The organism is Roseomonas indoligenes, assembly GCF_017813365.1.
GTDB lineage: Bacteria > Pseudomonadota > Alphaproteobacteria > Acetobacterales > Acetobacteraceae > Roseomonas > Roseomonas indoligenes.
Genome location: NZ_JAGIZA010000002.1, coordinates 140,227 through 158,478, shown reverse-complemented (window position 1 = coordinate 158,478; position 18,252 = coordinate 140,227). Strand labels below are relative to the sequence as shown.

18 protein-coding genes are annotated in these 18,252 nt (G+C 72.6%); 3 read left to right on the top strand and 15 right to left on the bottom strand.

Annotated features, from left to right (window positions below):
• Positions 1-20 precede the first annotated feature (20 nt).
• From J5Y10_RS03140 to J5Y10_RS03130, 3 genes are all read left to right on the top strand, one after another.
• A complete protein-coding gene (locus J5Y10_RS03140) occupies positions 21-656 on the top strand; it encodes an OmpA family protein (protein ID WP_209370611.1) in 636 nt (211 codons plus the stop codon).
• Positions 657-681: 25 nt separating this feature from the next.
• Positions 682-1,650 (top strand): hypothetical protein, encoded by a 969-nt coding sequence (locus J5Y10_RS03135; RefSeq protein WP_209370609.1) that lies wholly within the window; start codon positions 682-684, stop codon positions 1,648-1,650.
• Positions 1,651-1,768: 118 nt separating this feature from the next.
• Entirely contained in the window at positions 1,769-2,977 is a 1,209-nt protein-coding gene (locus J5Y10_RS03130; RefSeq protein ID WP_209370607.1) for a peptidoglycan-binding domain-containing protein, read from the top strand.
• Between the two features lie 156 nt (positions 2,978-3,133).
• Here the strand turns inward: J5Y10_RS03130 and J5Y10_RS03125 are convergent, their stop codons facing one another.
• From J5Y10_RS03125 to J5Y10_RS03055, 15 genes are all read right to left on the bottom strand, one after another.
• Positions 3,134-3,697: a DNA-3-methyladenine glycosylase gene (locus tag J5Y10_RS03125; RefSeq protein WP_245214269.1), complete on the bottom strand. Its 564-nt coding sequence runs from the start codon at positions 3,695-3,697 to the stop codon at positions 3,134-3,136.
• 7 nt (positions 3,698-3,704) lie between these two features.
• Positions 3,705-4,202, bottom strand: a complete 498-nt coding sequence (locus J5Y10_RS03120; RefSeq protein WP_209370602.1) for a hypothetical protein — start codon at positions 4,200-4,202, stop codon at positions 3,705-3,707.
• An 83-nt stretch (positions 4,203-4,285) separates the two neighbouring features.
• On the bottom strand, positions 4,286-5,578 hold the full coding sequence (locus J5Y10_RS03115) for an MFS transporter (RefSeq protein WP_209370600.1): 1,293 nt from the start codon (positions 5,576-5,578) through the stop codon (positions 4,286-4,288).
• The gene (gene mdoH / locus J5Y10_RS03110) at positions 5,568-7,178 is read right to left on the bottom strand and encodes a glucans biosynthesis glucosyltransferase MdoH (protein WP_209370598.1); all 1,611 of its coding nucleotides are present in this window, start codon (positions 7,176-7,178) and stop codon (positions 5,568-5,570) included. Before mdoH ends, J5Y10_RS03115 begins: the two co-directional genes overlap by 11 nt.
• Before the next feature lie 10 nt (positions 7,179-7,188).
• Positions 7,189-8,211 carry a UDP-glucose 4-epimerase GalE gene (gene galE / locus J5Y10_RS03105; protein ID WP_209370596.1) on the bottom strand — a complete coding sequence of 341 codons (1,023 nt, stop codon included), beginning with the start codon at positions 8,209-8,211 and terminating at the stop codon, positions 7,189-7,191.
• A complete protein-coding gene (locus J5Y10_RS03100; protein ID WP_209370594.1) occupies positions 8,208-8,852 on the bottom strand; it encodes a uracil-DNA glycosylase in 645 nt (214 codons plus the stop codon). Before J5Y10_RS03100 ends, galE begins: the two co-directional genes overlap by 4 nt.
• Entirely contained in the window at positions 8,849-9,586 is a 738-nt protein-coding gene (locus J5Y10_RS03095; protein ID WP_209370592.1) for a PIG-L deacetylase family protein, read from the bottom strand. The genes J5Y10_RS03100 and J5Y10_RS03095 overlap by 4 nt, the downstream gene beginning before the upstream one ends.
• Complete coding sequence (locus J5Y10_RS03090) at positions 9,586-10,857, bottom strand: glycosyltransferase family 4 protein (RefSeq protein WP_209370590.1); 1,272 nt, start codon at positions 10,855-10,857, stop codon at positions 9,586-9,588. Before J5Y10_RS03090 ends, J5Y10_RS03095 begins: the two co-directional genes overlap by 1 nt.
• Positions 10,821-11,657, bottom strand: a complete 837-nt coding sequence (locus J5Y10_RS03085; protein ID WP_209370588.1) for a sugar phosphate isomerase/epimerase family protein — start codon at positions 11,655-11,657, stop codon at positions 10,821-10,823. Before J5Y10_RS03085 ends, J5Y10_RS03090 begins: the two co-directional genes overlap by 37 nt.
• Positions 11,654-13,132 (bottom strand): YcaO-like family protein, encoded by a 1,479-nt coding sequence (locus J5Y10_RS03080; protein WP_209370586.1) that lies wholly within the window; start codon positions 13,130-13,132, stop codon positions 11,654-11,656. The genes J5Y10_RS03085 and J5Y10_RS03080 overlap by 4 nt, the downstream gene beginning before the upstream one ends.
• Positions 13,129-13,980, bottom strand: a complete 852-nt coding sequence (locus J5Y10_RS03075; protein WP_209370583.1) for an MBL fold metallo-hydrolase — start codon at positions 13,978-13,980, stop codon at positions 13,129-13,131. Before J5Y10_RS03075 ends, J5Y10_RS03080 begins: the two co-directional genes overlap by 4 nt.
• Positions 13,971-15,005, bottom strand: a complete 1,035-nt coding sequence (locus tag J5Y10_RS03070) for a Gfo/Idh/MocA family protein (RefSeq protein ID WP_209370581.1) — start codon at positions 15,003-15,005, stop codon at positions 13,971-13,973. Before J5Y10_RS03070 ends, J5Y10_RS03075 begins: the two co-directional genes overlap by 10 nt.
• Positions 15,005-16,111, bottom strand: coding sequence for a class I SAM-dependent methyltransferase (locus tag J5Y10_RS03065; RefSeq protein ID WP_209370579.1), 1,107 nt, complete (start codon positions 16,109-16,111; stop codon positions 15,005-15,007). The genes J5Y10_RS03070 and J5Y10_RS03065 overlap by 1 nt, the downstream gene beginning before the upstream one ends.
• Positions 16,108-17,022: an HD domain-containing protein gene (locus J5Y10_RS03060; protein ID WP_209370577.1), complete on the bottom strand. Its 915-nt coding sequence runs from the start codon at positions 17,020-17,022 to the stop codon at positions 16,108-16,110. The genes J5Y10_RS03065 and J5Y10_RS03060 overlap by 4 nt, the downstream gene beginning before the upstream one ends.
• The gene (locus J5Y10_RS03055; RefSeq protein WP_209370575.1) at positions 17,019-18,224 is read right to left on the bottom strand and encodes an inositol-3-phosphate synthase; all 1,206 of its coding nucleotides are present in this window, start codon (positions 18,222-18,224) and stop codon (positions 17,019-17,021) included. The genes J5Y10_RS03060 and J5Y10_RS03055 overlap by 4 nt, the downstream gene beginning before the upstream one ends.
• Positions 18,225-18,252 lie beyond the last annotated feature (28 nt).

Below are 18,252 nucleotides of genomic sequence, written 5' to 3'. Positions count from 1 at the left end.
GGCCGATCGAGGAGAGACGCATGCTGCCTTCCCACCGCCTCGTCCTGTCGCTCGGCGCAGCCCTCATCGCTGCGGCCGGACCCGTGCCCGCCGCGGCGCAGTCCGCCATGCAGATGATCGAGCAGCTCCGCCCCGGGAACGGCCCCCCTCGCGGCATTCAGATGCCCGGCGCGCAGCCGGTGGCCCCTGCCCCGCAGGCCCCGCCGTCCCAGGCCGGCGCGGCGCCGCGCCCGCCCGCCGCAACAGTCCCGCGCCCCTCGCTCCGCCCCGCCGAGGCCCCGGCCGCCACGACGGCGCCGGCCGGCACCCCCGCCGTGTCCATCACGGTGCAGTTCCCGACCAATTCCGCGACCCTCACCCCCGCCGCCGAGCGGGCGCTGGCGCCGCTCGGCCAGGCCCTCTCCTCGCCGGAACTGGCGCCCTACCGCTTCCGGATCGAGGGCCACACGGACACGGTGGGGCCGGACGAGGCGAACCGCGCCTTGTCCCAGCGCCGCGCGGAGGCGGTGCGGGATTTCCTGACGCAGCGCTACAACGTGCCGGCCGCGAAGCTCGAGGCGACGGGGCTGGGGGAGAGCCAGCTCCTGGTCCGCACGGGCGACAATCAGGCGGAACAGCGGAACCGGCGCGTCCAGGTGCTGAATATCGGCAGCTGAGGCCCAGGACGCCGGAGCTGCCGCCGTGCGGGACAGCCGCGACGACGACACCATCCGCATGACCCCGCCGCCGGCCGCGGCGGCGGCCCTGCCCGCGCGGCGGCCGGGATGGCGGCCGGGCGGCCTTGCCGCGCTGGCGATCGGCCTGATCGGCGCCATCTGGATCGGCGTCCAATGGACCGGGCTGACGGAGCGGCCGGCCGTGCCGGGCCCCCTCTCCTCCCCAGCGCAGGAGGCGCCACCTCCTCCGGCCCCCGTGTTCCCCGCCATGGACCGCGAGGCGGTGCTCCGCTGGCAGCCGGCCGAGACCACCATCGTGCGCCTCGCCGACCTGCCGGGCGTCTTCCTCATCGCCTTTCCCGATCTGGCACGCCAGGGGCGCGCCATGAACCGCATCGCCGCCTTCGTGGAGAAGGCCCTCGCCCCGCGCGACCGATTGCTGGACGACACCGCCCTCGCCGCCGCGATCGCGGCGGAGGGCCAGACCGCCGAAACCTATTATTACGGCCACGACTACGCGCTGGCCGAGATGGAGCGCTTCTTCGCCCTTGCCCGCGCCTCCGGCATCGCGCTGAACGCCGAGGAGCGGTGGCTGGAGGCGCAGATGCCGGCCCTCGGCGCGGGGGCGCGCACCGCGCCGCGGGCGGTCATCACCATCCCCGCCGAGGCCGGCAGCTTCGACGCCTCCGCCCGCCGCGCCGTGCTGGAGCACGAGGCGGGGCACGGGCTGTTCTTCACCGACCCCGCCTTCGCCGCCCAGGTGACGCGCGCCTGGCGCGAGGTCTTCACCGAGGCCGAGCGCGACGCCTTCCGCCGCTTCCTGAAAGCGGAGGGCTACGACACCTCCCTGGAATGGCTGATGGCGAACGAGGCGATGGCCTATCTCGTCTTCACGCCCGACACGCGCTTCTTCGACCCGGCCCGCGACCTGGGACTGGACCCCGCCGCGGCCGAGCGCCTCCGCGCCGCCATGCGCCCCGCCCCGCGCCGCTGACGCCGTCCTTTCCGGCTGGTGGAACCGCCCGCGCGGACTGGCGCCATGGCACAGGATCGTGCGTTTGGACCCGGAACGATCCGGCCATAGGATTCCCGGGCCAACGGGAGAGCAGGGAATGCCCCTTCAATCGGCCAGGCTCAGCGGCAATGCCGCCCTGCGGCAGATCGAGACGAAGGCACGGCCGAGCCTTGCCATGGGCCGCACCACCAACGACAGCGGCGCGGTGAAGCTCGTGCAGGAGGCGCTGAAGTCTCTTGGCGAGGATCTTGGCGGCGACTGGGTGCAGCCCTCCTCCGGCAATGGCTGGTACGGACAGCACACCGTCAATGCCGTCACCTCCTTCCAGACGAAGGCCTTCCCGACCACCGCCGCGGAGTGGGACGGGAAGGTCGGGCAGAAGACGCTCAGGGCCCTGGACGCCCGCCTCCTCGCCGGGCCGCCCGCACCCGCCCCCGCGCCGAACAGCGACCCGGTTCCCCCGCCAGGCGTTCTCCCAGGGCAGCAGGACTGGTTCGAGATCCGGTTCGACCCGCCGCTGTTCTACTCGGCCGGGGTCAAGATCTCGCTCGTCGATCCCATCCTCATGCCCGTGGTCAGCAGCGTCATGGCGCAGTTCGGCATCCACGTTCCGCATGGCGCCGACTTTTCCCTCGGCCTGATGCGGCGTCTGGGCTCCGCCCGGGACCTTGGCTCCGTCATGGCCTCCGGCGCGCTGTTCGGGGTCACCCAGCGCAGCGGGGTGCTGCCGTTGAGCCTGCCGCAGGTGATCGCCTGGGCGAAGGCCAACGGCGCCGGCGACGGGCTGGTCAAGGTGCTGGAGAGCCTGTCGGGCGCGCTCGCGGCGGTTCCCACCTCCGGCGCCATCAGCTGCGGGCTCGTCGTCATCGTCGCCACGGGCTTTCCGAATGTCGGCGCCATGCACGGCCACCTCTCCGGCGCGCAGGACGAGGCGGCCTTCAATCTCGCGGTCGGCAACACGAAGGGCCTGACAAAGCTCATCAAGATCGCGATCGAGAGCGGCGGGCACGCGGCCGACCTGATCAACCTCGGCAGTTCCGGCTACGAGACCTACAAGAACCTCAGCAACATGAAGGAGAAGGCGATCGTCGTGATGGACATCCCCGGGCTCTCGCTCGGGATCGATATCGGCTTCTCCGCCACCCGCTCCAAATTCTACTCCGTCGACCTGGACGCGCTGGTGCAGCGCCTCTGGAGCGCGATTCCCTTCGGGAATGACGGGCGCCCCTGGATCATGTCCAACTCCGGCGTCCCGCGCCTGGTGGCGCCGCACCAGGGCCTCATGCGCGTGCGCAGCTCGATCTAAGAATCCCAACGCCCGAAGAGGGCGGCCTCGCGGCCCGCGCCGGCCCTCGGCAGGGTGCCGGACTCCGCGTCGCGCAGCGATGTCGGGGAACGCCGCGCCGGGTCCGGCATCCCCGGCCATCCACGTCCCACACCAGGGCACCGCGAAGCGGCAGCGTCAGGCGAAGCGCCGGCTGAGGAAGGCGGAACCGCGCAGGCCGAAGCGCCACGGCGTCTCGGCGCCCCGCGTGATCCCGATGCGCGGTCCGCTGACGACCGGAACCTCCTCCCGCCGGGCCAGGATCGAGAAGGGCGGCCGGTCCAGCGGCTGCCCGTCCAGCGCGCCAGTCACGCCGAGCGCCTGGCACAGCCGGCCCGGGCCGCTGCAGAGCAGCTTCGGCACCACCGTGCCGCGCCGCTGCTGCATCACCTCGATTCCGGCGGTCGGCTCCAGGGCCCGAATGAGCACCGCGCTGCCGGAAGGCTCGGTGCCGCAGACGATGTTGAGGCACCAGTGCAGCCCGTAGGAGCGGTAGACATAGGCATGCCCCGGCGGGCCGAACATCGCGGCGTTGCGTGCCGTCCGCCCGGCATAGCTGTGCGACGCCGGGTCCTCGTGATCATAGGCCTCCGTCTCGACGATCAGGCCACCCACCCCGTCCATCAGGAGGGTGGCCCCGATCAGGTCCCGCGCCAGCTCGGCCGCGGGACGCGCAAAAAGGGGACGGGGGATCGGAGCCAAGCCGGATCTACCGCCCAAGCTGCGTGGGGCTGGAGAAGGCCGGCGCGGCCGGGTGCATCCGATCCCGCGGGGCGCAGCGGAGGCGCAGGGGCAGGCGGGCCGGGCGGGCGGGCCATGCGGTCATCCCGGCCCGCTTGAACAGGGCGGCGACGCCCCCGCCCTGCCCCTTGGCCCGCCAGGCGGCCCGGACGCTCTCCGGCGTCTCGGGCGTGTTCAGGTCGATGAGCAGGTCGAGCGGCACCCTGTGGGCCATTGGCTTCGGCCCGGCCCGGTCGCAGGCCAGCCGGTTCAGGATCAGCGCGCCGACGGTCCTTGCCGCCTCCCGCTCGGCCATCGGCGCCGGCCAGCCGGGGTGGTGACCGACGAAGAGGGAGACCGCCTCGTCCCAGGCCTGCACCTTGGAGACACCGCGCTCCACCAGGGCGCGATAGCGCTGCTCGGCCAGGCGCGCAGCCAGCACGTCCATGTCGGGGCGGGGAGCGTTGGTGTCGTGGAGGTGGCTCATGAAGGAGAGCTTAAGACAAAAGAGAACAAAACAGGAATACGATTCGTGGGGCCAATCCTCGATTCGGCCGGCTGCCCCCCCCCTCAGGTCGCCCCGAGCCGCCGGAGCCCGCCCGTGGCCGACAGCAGCGCGAAGACGAGGAAGAGGGCCCCGGCCGCCAGGCCGACCGATGGCAGGCCCATCAGGGCAGCCGCATCCCCCGCCACCGCGGATCCCGTCACATCCCCCATGTTCAGTGCCGCCATGAACAGGGCGAAGCGCGTGGCGGCGGCCGGGCCGAGGCTCGCCCGCATCACGGCAGGGGCGAGCGCGACGAAGAGCAGCGCCGGCAGGACGGTGGAGAGACCGAGGGCGAGCGGCCCGGCCATCGCGGCCCAGCGCGGCTCCGGCACCATCAGCAGGGCACCCGATAGCACATGCGCGATGCCGCACAGCCCCAGCAGGACCGCCAGTGCCCGCCCCGGCCCTGCCCGGTCCGTCCACCAGCCGATCGCCAGCGCCCCGAGCGTGCCGGTGACGAGGCCCATGCCGGCCTGGAAGCGCGACAGCGCCTCCGCCTCCCATCCCCGGGCCTGGATCAGCTCCACGCTCAGCGGCAGGCGGAAGATCGCGGCGCCGAAATCGGTGGCGAAGCAGAAGACCAGCAGCAACGGCGTGGCGCCGCCCCGCAGGCTGGCGAAGAGACGGCGCAGCAGGGTGGCGAACCCCTCCCCCGCCGCGGCGCGCGCGTGCTTGCGGCGAAGGGACAGGCGCGCGTCGTCCGCATCCTCCCGCACCAGCATCTGGAGGAGGAGCACCCCCCCGCCGAAGCCGAGCAGCACGAGGGCGGAGGCGTGCAGCCCGTGCGCGGGCAGCATCCAGGCGAAGAGCGCCGCCCCCGCCGCCCCACCGGTCACGAAGCCCGTGCGGGTGACGGCATTGGCCGTGCCCAGCCTCTCCGGCGGCACGTTGTCGATGATCATGCCGTCCGTGGCCGTGTCGTTCAGCGCGGCGAGGGCGCCCTGCACGAGGAAGACGGCGCTGATGGCGGGGAGGGTGGCGACCCCTCCCTCCTCCACCAGCAGCAGCCTCGCCAGCGCCAGCAGGGAGGCAGTGAGCGCCAGCAGCACCCAGAAGCGGCGGCGGCCCATGGCGAAGCCACCGAAGCGGTCCACCACCGGGCCCCAGAGGGGTTGCAGGATCCAGGGCAGCCCGACCGTCGCGACATGGGCGCCGATCTCACCGGTGGAGGCGCCGAGAGCGGCGAAGTGGTTGGGGATGGCGGTGAGCGCGAAGCCGGCCACCAGCCCCTGATGGGCGTAGAGGGCGGCGATCAGGGCGTATCGCCAGCCGGGCGCGCCGATCAGCGGCCCGGTGCGGCCCGGATCACCGCGCATCCGGCGCCGCGGTCAGGACGCAGAAGGGGATCGCCAGCACCAACCCCGCCACCGCCGGCAGCCCGACCAGCAAGGCGAAGGCGGAACCGGAGGCAAGCAGCAGGCCGAGGACGACCACCCCCGCCAGGGTGTGCGGCCAGAGAAAGGCGGCAGCCTCCGCCCAGGGAATGCGTCGCTCCACCCGGCTCTGCGACGGCCAGCCTCTATGGGAAAGGCCAAGGGCGTGGGAGAGGACGACGATCGTGTTGTGGAAGGCGATGATCGGGTCGAAGAGCAGGAGGAAGGAGCTCTCCGACACGGCGAGGCGAAGATAGGCCAGGCGCGTCCCGGGCGGCGCGCGCAGCAGCGCCGCGACGTGCCCGGCCAAGCGCGGCATGTGCAGCGCCGCGTAGCCGAGCAGAAGCAGCGCCACCAGCGCCCCACGCGGCGTGCCCTCCGCATCGAAGGCCGCGTTCAACGCCGCCAGAGGCAGCATGGCGAACCAGAGCGGGGCGAGCAGGTAGTGCAGGATCGCCTGCAGCATCTGGAACCGGCCCACCCGGCTCAGCGAAGGGTCGCGCAGCAGGTGCCGGTACTGCAGGTTTCCCGCTGCCCAGCGCCGGTCCCGCGAGAGGAAGGCGAGGAGGTGGGGCGGCGCCGATTCCAGGGAGCCGCCCGCCCCTTCCCGCGTGTCCGGCAGCACGCGCACGCCCCAGCCCGCCGCGTGCAGCCGTGCTGCTTCCACATGGTCGTGGGAGAGGATGTGCGACCCGTCCGGCAGAGGCCCGAGACGACAGTGGCGGCGGAAGGGCTCGATCCGAAGGGCGGCGTTGTGGCCCCAGAAGGGTCCCTCATCGCCCTGCCACCAGCCCTGGCCCAGCGTCCAGGTCTGCCCGCCCGCGCGATGGCCGGCATTGAACAGGCGGCCGAAGGGCGCGACGGCCGGGCGGCCGGCGATGGGGGATTGCAGCAGGCCCAGGCGCGGCTCCGCCTCCATCGCGCGCGCCAGCCGCAGCACGGCCTCCGCCGACATCTCGGAATCGGCGTCCAGCAGCAGCATCAGGTCGAAGCCCGCGGCGTGGTGGTCCAGGAAGTCCATCACGTTGCCGGCCTTGTAGCCCGTGTTCTCCGCGCGGCGGCGATAGAGCACGGCACCCTTCGGCCGCCCGGCCGAGAAGGCGGCCACCGCAGCCTCCTCCGCCACGGCATGGGCGGGATCCTGGGTGTCGGAGAGGACGGCGAGGGCGAAGCGGTCGCCGAACGGCGCCAGCCCGTCCATCAGCCGCGCCAGGGGCGGCAGCACCTCCTCCATCGCCTCGTCGCGCACGCAGACGGCGATCGCCGTACGGAGGGTGACCGGCCCTTCCGGTTCCGGCGCCACCCGTCCGCGCAGACGGACCAGCAGCCCGACCGTGCCGGTGGCCGCGGCCAGGGCGATCCAGGGCAGGTTCCCGACGAGGCAGATGAGGAGAAGCACCTCCCACACCGACCATCCGCCGGGTGCCAGCACGCCCAGCCCGAGCGCCAGCAGCACGGCCGCGATCCCCAGCGCGAGGCCGGCGAAGGCGATTCGCCGGCCCCGCCGGGCCAGGCGCAGCGCGGCGCCCTGGCGCGCGCTCAAGCCCGGATCCTCACGCGTGGGCGCGCGCGTTCGGCCGGCCTGGCAGAAGCGAAGGGGCGGCACGCCGACCCTCCCAGGCCAGGGCGTCGCCCACGATCCGGTCCAGGCTGTCATGCACCGGGCGCCAGCCCAGGATCTGCCGCACGCCATCGGCCACCGCGACCAACGCCGGCGGATCGCCCGGGCGGCGCGGGGCGATTCGGTGCGGCACGGAGCGCCCGGCCGCTCGCTCCACCGCGCGCAGGACGGCCAGCACGGAATGGCCGCGGCCATAGCCGCAGTTCAGCGTCAGGTTGCCGCCCCCCTCCAGCAGGTGGCGCAACGCCGCCACATGCGCGGTGGCGAGGTCGGCGACATGGACATAGTCCCGCACCCCCGTCCCGTCCGGCGTGTCGTAGTCGTCGCCGTAAACCGTCACGGAATCGCGCCGGCCCAGTGCCGCGTCGCAGGCCGTGGCGATCAGGTGGGTGGCGGCCGGGCGGCGGCGGCCGGTGCGCCCGGCGGGGTCGGCCCCCGCCACGTTGAAGTAGCGCAGCGCGACGAAGGAGAGGCCGTGCGCGGCGGAGGCGTCGCCGATCAGCCGCTCCGCCGCCAGCTTGCTCGCGCCATAGGGGTTGATGGGACGGCAGGGCACGTCCTCCCGCACCGGCAACACCTCGGGGATGCCGTATACGGCCGCGGTGGATGAGAAGACGAGGCGGCGCACCCCGGCCGCCACGCAGCTCTCCAGCAGGCCCAGCGTTCCGGCCAGGTTGTTGCGCCAGTAGGCCAGGGGATGCGCCACGCTCTCCGGCACCACCAGGGAGGCGGCGAAGTGCATCACCGCCTCCGCCCGGTGCGCGCGCAGGGTGCGGGCGACGAGGCCGGCATCGGCCACGTCGCCCACCACCAGCGGCACGCCCGGCGGCACGGCGTCCCGCAATCCAGTGGAGAGGTCGTCCAGCACCACCGGGGCATAGCCGGCGTCCAGCAGCGCGAGGACGGCTTGGCCGCCGATGTAGCCGGCACCGCCGGTGACGAGCACGGCCGTCATGCGCGCCCGCCGCGCAGCAGGGCCGCGGCGGCTTCCAGCGTCTCCGCGATTCGCGCGGGCACGGCGGGGCTGGTGCAGACATAGGTCGGGCTGGGATGCGGCATGGTCAGCACGGGCAGGCCCGGGCGGGCGGCGCGCAGAATGGGCTCCGCCGCCGCGGCGAAACGGCCGGCCAGCACAGCGACGCGGAGGTTCGGCATCGCCTCCAGCAGCGGCGGCACCCATTCCAATCCCGCGCGCAGCTCCGCCGTGCGGGGGGCGCGGTTGAGGGCGCCGGGCGCGTGGATGATCCAGGGCACCGCATTCCAGATCAGCATGTCCCGCCGGTCGATCCGGGCGGCGTCCAGGAAGCGGCGCAGGTTCGCGCCGGTGCCGCCGGGCTTGTCGCGGGAGACGATGGCGTTCTCGTGCGAGAGGCGCGGGCCGGGGGTCTCCAGCAGCAGGAGGAGCCGCGCCTCCGCGCCGCCATCCAGCGGGTCGGGCTCCGGCACGGGGCGGCCCGTGGCCTCGCGGATGCGCCCGGCCAGGGCGCGGATCGGGGCGGTGTGCGGGGCGTCGCGCAGCAGGGCGTGGCGGGCGGCGAGTTCGGCCGGGTCGGACAAGGCGCCCGCATGGGGGCCGCGGCGCCCGGCGGCCATCATGCGGCCCTCGCCAGCACGGGCGTCTCGCCCTGGACACGGGCACGCTCGTGGCCCTCCGTCTCGACCAGGGCACGGGCCAGCCCCTCCGGCCCGCCGAACTGGTAGCCGAGCTGGGTGGCATAGGCAGCGCAGGCCGCGTGCTTCTTCGCCGGATCGGTGGGCAGGTCGATCTCGGGAAAGCGGGCCATCATCGCCTCGAAGGGGCGGCGGGGCGTGTCGGCGCGGGTGATGTAGGGAAAATCCCGCCACCACAGGATCGGGACGCGCGGGTCCAGCAACTGGATGGCACGCACGGTCAGCACATGGTCCACATGACCGCCGATCGCCTGTGGGGCCAGGATCAGGGCCGGCTCCAAATCCCGCAGGAGAGGCGTGAGCACGTCATGCGCCTGGAGATGCGCCATGTCGTCGGAGCGCGGCCCGGCGAAAAGGGCCGCGGCGGAGTGGTAACCCCGGTGCGGGGCCTCGCGCAGCGGAAGGTGGATGGCGCGGGCGCCGAGGGCCGCGCAGGCCGCCAGGTCCTCCGCGCGGCGGATGGCCATGTAGTCGGCCTCGGGCGGCAGGCCCTTGTCGGTCTGGCAGGCCAGGGCGAAGCCGGCCGGGTTCGGCACGGTGGCGGTGAAGAGCGTCGCCACCAGGACCTCCCATCCCGCCCCCGCCATCCGCGCCAGCACGCCGCCCGCCGAGAAGGCGGCGTCGTCCAGGTGCGGGGAAAGCGCGAGGGCGAGGGGCATCAGAGCAGGTGCGGCGCCGCGCGGAAGCGGCATTCCGACACCGGCAGGACGGGGTCGAAACCCGTGTCGGGCGCTGTGCCCCGCACCTCCTCGTAAATCCCCATGATCTGCCGGCCCACGGCGTCCCAGGAATAGGTGCGGCGGCACTCCTCCAGCGCATTCCCCGCCAAGCGCGCGCGCAGGGGTGCATCGGTGATGATGCGCCGCAGGTTCTCCGCCAGGGCCGGCACGTCGCCGGGCTGGGAGAGCAACCCGTTCTCCTCATGTCGGAGGCAGTCCCGCACGCCGACGGCATCGCACGACACGGAGGCGAGGCCACTCGCCATCGCCTCCAGCACGGTGTTGGAGAATCCCTCGGCATAGGTGGGGGAGACGAAGACATCCGCCGCCCGGTACAGCGCCGGCGCCGCATCGTAATCGGCATAGCCGGAGAAGCGCGTGCCCAGCCCCAGTTCCGCGTCCCGCGCCACGCAGGCATCGAGATCGGGACCGATGCCGCTGATGGTCGCGGCGAAGGGCACGCTCTGCTCCCGCAGGATCGCCAGCGCGTCGAGGAAGTCCAGCGCGCCTTTCCGGCGATCGACGCGGCCGTGGTAGAACAGGCGCACGGGATCGGCGGCCTGCCCCGGCACATGGCCCGGGGCGGGATGGAACCGCTCCACCTCCACTGCGCCGGGCACGATGGTGAAGCGGTCGCGCGAGACGCCCAGGCGCTCCACCACCTCCTGCGCGAAGCTGTCGCAGCCGATCAGCAGCCGGTCGGCGTGGTTCAGCACGCGCAGCATGGCCTGCCGATGCGTCTCGCAGCAGGAGCCCACCCAGTGCCCGTCGCCGCCCTGGATGGAGACCACGGTGGGCACGCCGATCTTCTGCGCCGCCAGCAGCACGGCCCAGCCATTCGGGTAACCGTACTGCGCGTGCAGCACGTCGAAAGGCTCCCGCGCGTGCTCGGCCAGGACCGTCTGCACCATGTCGTCCACGTCGCGCTCGAAATCCGCGCCGCCGGGTTCCGCGAAGGCCTCCTCGCCCAGGGAACGGCGGCCGATCACGCGCACGCCCGGCACCTCCGGCGGCAGACCACCGCCATAGACCCTCGTGCCCGCGGGATCGCCGCGATACTGGCTGACCATCGTCACGTCATGCCCCGCCGCGACGAGCTGGCGCAGCAGGTTCACGGCGTAGACGCTCATCCCGCTGATCGCAGGGAAGAAGCGCCGGGAGAGGAAGAGAACCCTCACGCGGCCCTCGCGGCGCGACAGTTCCGCAGCCATTGCAGGGATTGCGGGATCATCGTGTCGGCCCGGTGACTCTCGCGGGAGAGTTCCACGCAGACGAGGCGGGAGAAGCCAATCCCCTCCAGCGCGTCCAGGCAGGCGGGGATGTCCATATGCCCTTCCCCGAAGGGAAGGTGGATGTGGACACCGCGCGCCATGTCCTCGATCGCGACCGTGCCGATACGCGGGGCGAATTCCCTGACCGCCGCGGCCGGGTCGCGCTCCCCCGTCACCAGCAAATGGCCGAGGTCCAGCGCCAGGGTCAGGCCGGGCAGGTCCAGCGCGGACCAGTCGTCCACCGTCTCCACCAGCATCCCCGGCTCCGGCTCCAGCGCCGCCGTCACGCCGCGCGATTGCGCGTGCTCGAGAACCCGCGCCACGCCCTCGCGCAGCCAAGCCTTCGCCTGCTCGCGTTCCACGCCCGGTCGCGGCACGCCGGCCCAGAAGGAAACGGCCTCCGCGCCCAGGATCGCGCCGATGTCGGTGGCGCGGTTCAGGAAGGCCACGCGGCGGTCCCGCCCTTCCTGCGAGGCCGTCAGCAGCGTCGGCTCGTGCTTCGCGCGCGGGTCCAGCAGGTAGCGCGCGCCCGTCTCGATGACGCAGCCCAGCCTGCGGGCAGAGAGGTCGCGCGCCAGCGCCTCCGCGCGCCGTTCCCACCCCTCCTCCATCGGGTCGAGGTGGTGGTGATCCAGCGTCAGCGCCATGCCATCATAGCCAGCATCGGCGATGATCGCGACGGCATCCGCCAGCCGGTGGTTGGCCGCGCCGTTGGTGTTGTAGGCGAAGCGCAGGGTCATGCCGGCACCGCCTCCCCGCGCCGCGCCGCGAGCGCGAGCTGGGCGGAGAAGGTCCCGCTCTCCCGGTAGAGCGGGTAGAGCGTGCCGACGATCCGGTCGGCCAGCGCGGCATCGAACCAGGCCGGGCCGCCGGCGCGCGCCTCGTCCTCCGGGCGCAGCAGCACGCGCTTCGCACCCTCGCGCGGTGCATCCAGGATCAGCGGGTCGTTCCGGTCCCGCAGGCGGCGCACGCCGCGCCAGCCGATGCGGTGATAGCTCATCGTCTCGCTCTCCAGCCCGGGCACGATCACCTTCGCCACGCGAATGGCGTGGTCGGCCGGGGAGAGATCGACGACCAGCACCTCCAGCCCCTCCGCCGCGAGGCGTTCCAGCAGCAGCGCCAGCCGGTCCTTCGAGTTTACCACCGCTGAGGCCGGCACGGTGGGCAGGGCGGAGAAGGGGCGCTGGCTGCGGGCGGAGAGGACGTTGTTCTCCAGCCGCGCGCGCAGCACGGAGGCGTCCTTGTCCACCCACTCCACCATCGCCTCCAGGGCGCGGTTCTCCTCCTCCTCATACACCGCCACGCCGATCTGCCGCTCCACGTAGTCGGCGGGCAGGGCCTGGCGCAGCAGGGGAATGGGGCCGTGCGTGGCCGCCTTGCGGGCGCGGGAGCCGCAGAACTCCAGCAGCGCCTTTCGCAGCGTCCGCTCGCGGTCAGGGCTCACCGCCTCGCCGCAGGAGGTGATCTGGATCGGCGCCACCGGCTGCCCGCGGTCGTCGCCGACCACATAGAGGTTCGCCATGCCGAAATCGGTCGCGGCGAGCTTCACCCGCACGTCGATGCCGAGGGACTTCAGGTGGTCCAGCAGCCCGCGCACCTGCGCGTCCGGCACGGCATCCATGTCCACCACCGCGCCCTGGTCCAGCGCGCGGTAGGAAACGACGTTCCCGTCGCGCTGCAGCGCCTCCATGATGCCGTGGGCGATGGCGTGCTCCATGTCGAAGCCCGCGCCCAGCCCGTTGGTGATCGGCGTGATCAGCCGCGGCGTCTCGCCGAGCTGGTAGGGATAGGCGGCCACCCATTCCCGCGGCACCAGCACCGTCTCGCCGGAGGGCCAGCGCTGCGCCTCAACCCAGGCCAACTCCGTCTCCGGCGTGTAGTCGCAGCCGGCGGGCAGGCAGAGGGTGAGCGGATCGGCCACGGCGCGCGTGCGGGAGAGTTCGGCGTAGCTGCCGGTCACGCGCGGCAGCACCTTGATCGCCGCACCGCAATGGACCTCCTCACACAGCTCGCCCAGCGCGCCGACCTCCGCCTCCACTTCGGTGAAGCCGTAGCCGTAGCCCGTGGTGGCCGGCTCGTCGTCCAGGATCAGGTTGGCCTGCACCACGGGGATGCCGGTGCGGTCCAGGTGGTCGATGCGGAAGATCGTGATCTGGGCGCCTTCCGGCATGGTCGCGCGGAAGGCATCCGCCACCCGGCGCAGCTCGTCGCTCATACAACTCTCTCCCCAGCGCGGCGGCGCAGTTCGTCCATGGGAATGTGGCGCACGCCGGGCGGGCCGCGCAGCTGGTCGTCCAGCACCGCCAGTGCGATGTCGCGCGTGATGCCGCGCGCGTGCTCGAAGGGCGTGCAGACCGTGTCGAACTCCACCGTCCCGATCACCTCGCGGTACTTCCGCACCTCGCCCGGCGAGAGCGGGATGTCCTTGTGGAAGGCCTTGTGGGTGGAAACGGCCAGGTTCTCGCCATCGGCGCCCTGGTCCACCTTGAAGGCATCGCCGCAGAACAGCGTGTTCCGCGCCGCGTCGTGCAGCACCGCCTGGCCCTCGTAGTGGCCACCCACATGCATCAGCACCTGCCCGGGCCGCAGCTCCAGCGCCTCGTCATAGGGCCAGGTAACGCGAAAGGCCTTGGTCATCCGCAGGTCATCTTTCTGGATGGCCAGCACCTCCGGCTGGAACACGTCCTGCAGCTGCCACAAGGCGCCGTAGCCATGGCAATGGCTGGCCGCGAGATAGCGGATGCCACCCAGCCGGCGGATCTCCTCCAGCATGTCGGGCGTGTAGTAGGGCGCGGCCTCGAAGGCGGTGTTCCCGTCCTCGTGCAGCAGCAGCCAGCCCGTGCCATTCAGCCCGAAGCCCGGGCTGGTGTTGAAGGCCACCATGTCGCGGTCCAGCCGCTTCCACGAGCCGGTCAGCCGGGCCGCGACCTCCTCTTCCCTCAGGAAGTGCCACCCGTCATGCGGGAGGTCGTTGCGCGTGTCCTCGCAGACCGGGCAGCCGCGCGGCTCGAAATGCTTCTGCCAGAAGCCGCAATTGGCGCAGGCCCAGGGTGTCAGCGGCATGCCGGATCCTCCGCATAGGCCCGGTGCAGCAGGCGCATCGTGTGCAGGTCGCGCGCCGCGCTGAAAGTGGCGCGGTCGCCGCCGGACAGGGCGCGCCCGAAAGCGGCCATCTGGCGGGCAAAGGGCGAGGCATCGGCGTCCGGCACGTCCAAGGGCGCGCTGCGCCCCGCCACGTCCGTGTGCGTCACGCGGCCGCCGGCATCCTGGCCCATCGTGTTCTCCGCCAGGATCTGGCCCGTGCTGCCGAGAACCTCCAGCCGGCGGCGCGGCAGGGCATCGGGGCAGTTATAGGCCACATGCAGCTGCACCAGCGCGCCGCCCGTTGTGCGCCCGATCAGCAGCGCGCCGTCGTCCACGGAATAGGACTGCACCCGCCGCTGGGTCAGTGCCGCGATCTCCTCGATACGTTCGCCCAGCAGGAACTCGGCGAGGTCCAGCCCATGCGGTGCCAGGTCCATCAGCGCGCCGCCCCCGGCGCGGGCGGGATCGGCGCGCCAGTTGTCGCCCTCCCCCGTCACGGTCCAGTCCGCGCCCAGCCAGCAGGCATAGGCGATGCGGATGGCCGTGGGCGTGCCGATCAGGCCGCCCCGCACCGCCGCGCGGATCGCCTCATGCGCGGGATGGTGCCGCTGATCGAAGGCGGTGCCGTAGAGGATGCCCGCGCCCTCGGCCGCGGCCGCCATCGCCTCGGCGTCTTCCAGCGTCGCCGCCATCGGCTTCTCGCAGAGCACGGCCTTCCCGGCCGCGGCGATGGCTTCCACCGCGGCACGGTGCAGGTGGTTCGGCGTGGCGACGTAGATCGCCTCCACCTCCGGATCCTCCAGCATCGGGGCGAGGCTGGCATGCAGCGCCGCGCCGGGATGCGCGGCCCGCGCCGCCTTCAGCGCGGCGGGGGTGGGGTCGCAGACCGCGCGCACCGCGTGCCCGGCAGCGAGGATCGCGGGCGCGGCGTAGTCCCGCGCCACCCAGCCGTAACCGACGATGCCCCAGCCGATGTCCCGCGCGGACAGTGGCGCTTCCGGCATCACCAGCGCTCCGGCAGGTCGAGCAGTTCCCGCCGCATCGCCCATTCCGCGGTGGCGGCGCCGGCGGTGGCGCGTTCCGGGGCGGTGGGGCGGGCTGGATAGGTGGCGCGCGGCCCGTACTCGCGCTCATAGCGCTCGGATGGCCAGGCGATGGCATCGCCCCGGTAAAGTGGGTTGCGGCGCAGCGCAGCACCCTCCGGCGGGAGCGCCAGGGCACCGCTGATCGGTCGCGCCGGCACAACGCCCGGCCCCGCCACGACCGAGAAGGCCTCTGCGCCCGTGAGCGCGCCCGGCGGCGCGGAATGCGGCACACGACGCTCGACGGCGGCGCGCGTCAGCTCCGCATCGTCATACACCGTGCCATCGGGGAACAGCCCTGCGAGTTCCTCCGCCGTCACCGCGGAACCGGCGGAGAGGTTCGGCCATTCGCGGTTATGGATATGCCCGATGGCGAGCCACCCCTCCCCGGCCAGCCGCCGCAGCCGTTCGAGGATCGGACCCTTCGGCTCCAGGAAGTAGAAGGCGTCGTGGCAGGCCACGAGGTCGAAGCGGCGCTCCTCCGCCAGCGGCCAGGGCGTGACGGAGGCGTCCAGGCAGATCAGTTCGGCGTCCGGCGCCACCCAGTGGCGCGCCACCCAGAGCTTGGCGAAGACCACATCCGCCCCCGCCGCGGCCACGCCGCGCTGGGACAGGGCGCGTAGATACTGCCCGATGCCGCAGGCCAGCTCGAAAGCCGTGCGCGGCGCCGTCCAGTGCGCCTCCATCAGCGCGAGGCCGGCCAGGAAAGTCGGGTCGCTCCAGCGATGCGCGAAGTAGTCACCCACCGGTCCCCAGGACAGATGCGCCATCGCCTCCCGCAGCGTCAGCCGTGCCCGGTCCCGCACCAGTGCGCGGAGCGAGGCCTCGTCGGCCGTCGGGCCGCGCCACCAGTCATCCTGATCGGCCAGCAGCAGCACCAGGGCACCGTCCCGGTCCCCCGCATCCAGCCGCGCCAGCGCCGCATCGGCCAATTCCGGGCGGGAGGCGCGGGCGAAGGCGATGCCATCGATCACCGGCCAGCGCCGGCCGGCCGCGTCGCACAGGGAATGGGCCGTGTCAGGCGTCACGCCGAAAGGCCCATGGCGGTGAGCAGCCGGTCTTGGAAGACCCGCACGGGCCCGGCATGGACCAGTTCCATGTCGTGCAGCACGTAGTGCATCGTCGCCTTGCCCGCACGCAGGTGCTGCTCGATCTGCAGCACGCGGTCCAGCGTGTCAGCGGCGTGGAAGGCGCGCCCTTCCGGCGTCTCCGCATCGGGGAGGATCGCGCGGGCCTTTCGCACGCGATCGGCCAGGGCAGCGGGCAGTTCCGCCAGCGCCAGTTCCGTCGCCCGTGCGAAGGCGGGCTCCAGGTGCTTGCCGAGCAGGACCTCGCCCGCGAAGCCGGAATCCGGGATGAGCGCGTTGTGCAGGTGGTGGGCCAGGGAGGCGAGGAACACGGCCTCCGATCCCGCGCCATAGAAGGGCGAGAGAACCACGCCGTAAACGGCCGTTATCAGGCAGTGCTCCGCGTGGTTCTCCGGCGGCTCCAGCAGCAGGCGCGGCTTGCCCGGGCAGGTCACGCCCGCGCGGGGCTGGCGGGCCAGCTTCGTGACGAAGGGCGGCGCCGCACCGGCCGTGAGCAAGGGCGCGCCGCGCAGCCCGTCCAGCGCCTCCGGAGGCAGTTCCTCCGCGGCCTCGCCCACGGCGCGGTCGATGATGGCCTGCGCCTCATCGCCCTCTACCCCGATCGCGGAAAGCACGCCGCGGTCGATATCGCCCAGCCGCGTGGCCGCAAGGGCGGCGGCCGTGGTGGCACGCATCACCGCCCCCAGCTCCTGCCCCGCGACCAGCGCGCCCCATGCGGCGGCGAAGAGGCGCTCGGCGATCGAGCCCTCCTGCAACGCCGAACGGATGCGCTTCAGCTCGCCGAGTTCACGGAACGGTCCGAGGATGCGCACCGGCAGCGTTTCCGCCGCCGGCGCGATCCCGTCATTCACTGGTTGAAGCCCTGCGGCGCCCCCAGCCAGTCCATCAGCATCGTCTCCTGCGCGTGGAAAGCGTGCTCCGGCGCGTGGCCGTTCGCCACCATCGGCGCCTTGAAGAACAGGGAGAGCTGTTCCTGCACGCCGCCATCCCCGCGCTGCTGCGCCAGGTCCAGCACGCGCGCGATCTCCAGCGCCAGCGGTGCGGCGAGCACGCTGTCCTTGCAGAGGAAGTTCACCTTGATCTGCATCTTGTGGCCGAGGAAGCCGGAGACGTCGATGTTGTCCCAGGCCTCCTTGTCGTCGCCGCGCGGGCGATAGTAGCGGATGTCCACCACGTGGTCCTCGACATGGTAACCGAGGATGCTGTCCAGCACGTTCCCCTTGGTGTCCAGCTTGGACGCCAGGCTGCCGGGGTCGCGCAGCGCCTCGCCATCGCGGTTGCCCAGGATGTTCGTGCTGAACCAGCCGTCCACATGCAGCGCGCGGGACCGCAGCGCGGGCGCCAGCACCGTCTTCATCATGGTCTGGCCGGTCTTGCCGTCCTTGCCGGCGATGGGGACGTTCCGCTGCTTCGCGAACTGCTTCAGCGCCGGCGCATCGGCCGCCAGGGAGGGCGTGAAGTTGCCATAGGGCACGCCGCTCTCGATCGCCGCATAGGCATACAGCATCGCCGGCCCGATCGAGGGGTCGTCGCGGTCCAGCGCGCGCTCGAAGGCGTCCAGCGAGTTCAGGGCCTCGTCATCACCCGGCGTGCGCTCGGTGGAGGCGAGGTTGATCATCACGATCCCGTCTGCCTCGCTCCGCTCGCGGAAGCGGCGAAGATCGTCGGAAATGGCCTTGATCGCGGCGCGGTGCCCGGCAGCCTCATGCTTGTTGGCGCCGTCCACGCCGCGGCAGAAGGAGCCGCTGCCAACGGCGGGCCAGGGCCGGATCGCAGAGAGGGCCTCGCCCGTCTCGGCGATCTGCGCGTCGTTCAGCACGCGGTGGTGGCCCGCAGCGGCCGCCAGGTCGGAGCCGTCCAGGTCCCAGCCACCGAAGGTGATGTCGCGGTAGTCGACGAGCCCGGGAACGGAAACATCCGCCAGCGGAAGTCCATCCAGACGGTTCGCACCGCGCCGGATCACCTCGATTCCCGCAACCGCCGTCGTGGCGACCGCACCACCCAGTCCCACCACGGCGATGCCCAGCCGGCGCCCAGTACCCGTCATCGACATAAAAAGCGTCCCGTCCCGTTCACCAAGG